Raw genomic sequence first — 2,166 nt, forward strand, 5'->3', positions numbered from 1 at the left:
GTCGTACCAGGTTTCCGGCTTCCACAAATCCGAGCGCATGAAGGCTTTTGCGCAGTGCATGTAGGCCGCCTTGACGCTGACCACGACAACGCTTTGCGGCTCCCTGCCGTCGACGGCGAGCCGTTCGCGCAAATTTGCGTCGACGGTGATGCGGGCATCGCCGTTGACGCGCAGCGTCTCGTTCATGCCGGGGATGAGGAAGAGCAGCCCGACCGGGGGATTGACGAGGATGTTTTCCAGCGTGTCGAGCCGGTTGTTGCCGGGCCGGTCGGGAATGGCGATGGTGGTGTCGTCCAGAACGGTGGCAAAGCCCGGTTTGTCGCCCTTCGGCGTCACGTCGGCATTGCCGGCACCGTCGGACGAGCCAATCAGCACGAATGGGCTCTTGCCGATGAAGGAGCGGCAATGGCCGTCAAGTTTTTTCAGCTCCTTTCGGATAGAACCGTCGGTCGGTCGTGGCGTCTTGTAGATCGTCCTCAACTGGTCGCGCGTGGTGACGAATTCCATGGCCCTTTCCCCTTATTTGCAGGCTCTATTTCCCGGCCTTCTCTTCTTTGCCGGTCTTGTCGTCCAGCGAATGGCGCAGGATCAGCGGCATCTGGCTGAAGGTGAACAGAAGCGTGATCGGCATGATGCCCCAGACCTTGAAAGTAACCCAGGCGTCGGTGGAAAAATTGCGCCACACCACCTCATTGACGATGGCCAGGAACAGGAAGAACAGGCCCCAGCGGAAGGTCAGCTTGCGCCAGCCTTCAGCGTCGAGGCTGAAGGCTGAATCGAAGACATAGCCAAGCAGCGACTTGCCGAAATACAGGCCGCCGAGCAGCACCCCGCCGAACAGCGTGTTGACGATGGTCGGCTTCATCTTGATGAAGATGTCGTCCTGCAGATAGAGCGTCAGCGCGCCGAAAATGAAGACGACGACGCCCGACACCATCGGCATGATCGGCAAGGTGCGGGTGAGCAGCCACGAGGCGATCAGCGCGATTGCCGTGGCGGCCATGAACAGGCCGGTGGCGACGAAGATCGGCCCGCCGAACTCGGCCAGAACAGGGAATTTCTGCACCAGCCATCCGCTGCGCGCATTGGCGAAGAAGAACACCATCAACGGACCCAGCTCCAGCACCAGCTTGAGCAGCGGATTGACGCCTTCCTTCTTCTGCTTCTGCGGGTCCGACGGATCGCGTTCGAGAATGGGTGGGTTCATGGAATCTCTTTCTTGCGCATGATCTGATCCAAAAAGTCTGCACCTTTTTGGGACATGCTTGTTAAGCTACTCCAGCGATCGCCCTGGCGAATTCGCTTGCTGAGAAAGGTTCGAGGTCGTCGACCTGTTCGCCGACGCCGATGAAATAGACCGGCAATTTGTGCTTTGCCGCGATCGCCACCAGAATACCGCCGCGCGCCGTGCCGTCCAGCTTGGTCATCACCAGGCCGTTGACGCCGGCGACATTGCGGAAGATCTCGACCTGGTTGAGCGCGTTCTGGCCGGTGGTGGCGTCGACCGTCTGCAGCACGGTGTGCGGCGCTTCCGGATCGAGCTTGCCGAGCACGCGGACGATCTTTTCGAGCTCGGCCATCAGTTCGGTCTTGTTCTGCAGACGGCCGGCGGTGTCGATGATCAGCACGTCGGAGCCGGCCTCTTTCGCCCGCTCGAATGCATCATAGGCAAGGCCGGCGGCATCGGCGCCGAGCTTGGAGGCGATGACCGGCGATTTCGTCCGCTCGCCCCAGATCTTCAGCTGCTCGATGGCTGCCGCGCGGAACGTGTCGCCGGCGGCGAGCATGACCGACAGGCCGCCATCGGTCAGCTTGGCGGCGAGCTTGCCGATGGTGGTGGTCTTGCCGGTGCCGTTGACGCCAACCACCAGGATGACATGCGGCTTGTGCGAGAGGTCGAGCTCCAGCGGCATGGCGACATGGGTCAGCACTTTTTCCACCTCGGCCGCCATGATGGCGCGGACCTCGGTGTCGGAAACGTCCTTGCCGTAGCGGCTGGCGGCCAGCGCGTCGGTAACGCGCAAGGCGGTCTCCATGCCGAGATCGGCGCGGATCAGCACATCCTCCAGGTCCTGCAAAGTCTCTTCGTCCAGCTTGCGCTTGGTGAAGACGCCGGCAATGTTGCCGGTCAGTTCCTTGGACGAGCGGGCAAGCCCGTCCTTCATG

At 61.6% G+C, this 2,166-nt stretch carries 3 protein-coding genes; all 3 read right to left on the reverse strand.

Annotation, left to right across the window (positions count from 1 at the left end):
* Positions 1-507, reverse strand: a 507-nt coding sequence (locus tag EN932_RS34590; protein WP_128369456.1) for an MSMEG_1061 family FMN-dependent PPOX-type flavoprotein, incomplete at its 3' end; no start/stop codon positions are given.
* Positions 508-532: 25 nt separating this feature from the next.
* On the reverse strand, positions 533-1,207 hold the full coding sequence (locus EN932_RS34595) for a septation protein A (protein WP_013528838.1): 675 nt from the start codon (positions 1,205-1,207) through the stop codon (positions 533-535).
* Positions 1,208-1,268: 61 nt separating this feature from the next.
* Positions 1,269-2,166: signal recognition particle-docking protein FtsY (gene ftsY, locus EN932_RS34600; protein WP_128369457.1), on the reverse strand; the 898-nt coding region annotated here is incomplete at its 5' end.

Origin of the sequence: Mesorhizobium sp. M7A.F.Ca.US.002.01.1.1, assembly GCF_004022955.1 — a bacterium.
GTDB classification, from domain to species: domain Bacteria; phylum Pseudomonadota; class Alphaproteobacteria; order Rhizobiales; family Rhizobiaceae; genus Mesorhizobium; species Mesorhizobium ciceri.

Excerpts from the sequence above, each read along its gene's own strand:
- EN932_RS34595 (WP_013528838.1), bottom strand. The coding sequence starts at position 1,207 with ATGAACCCACCCATTCTCGAACGCGATCCGTCGGACCCGCAGAAGCAG.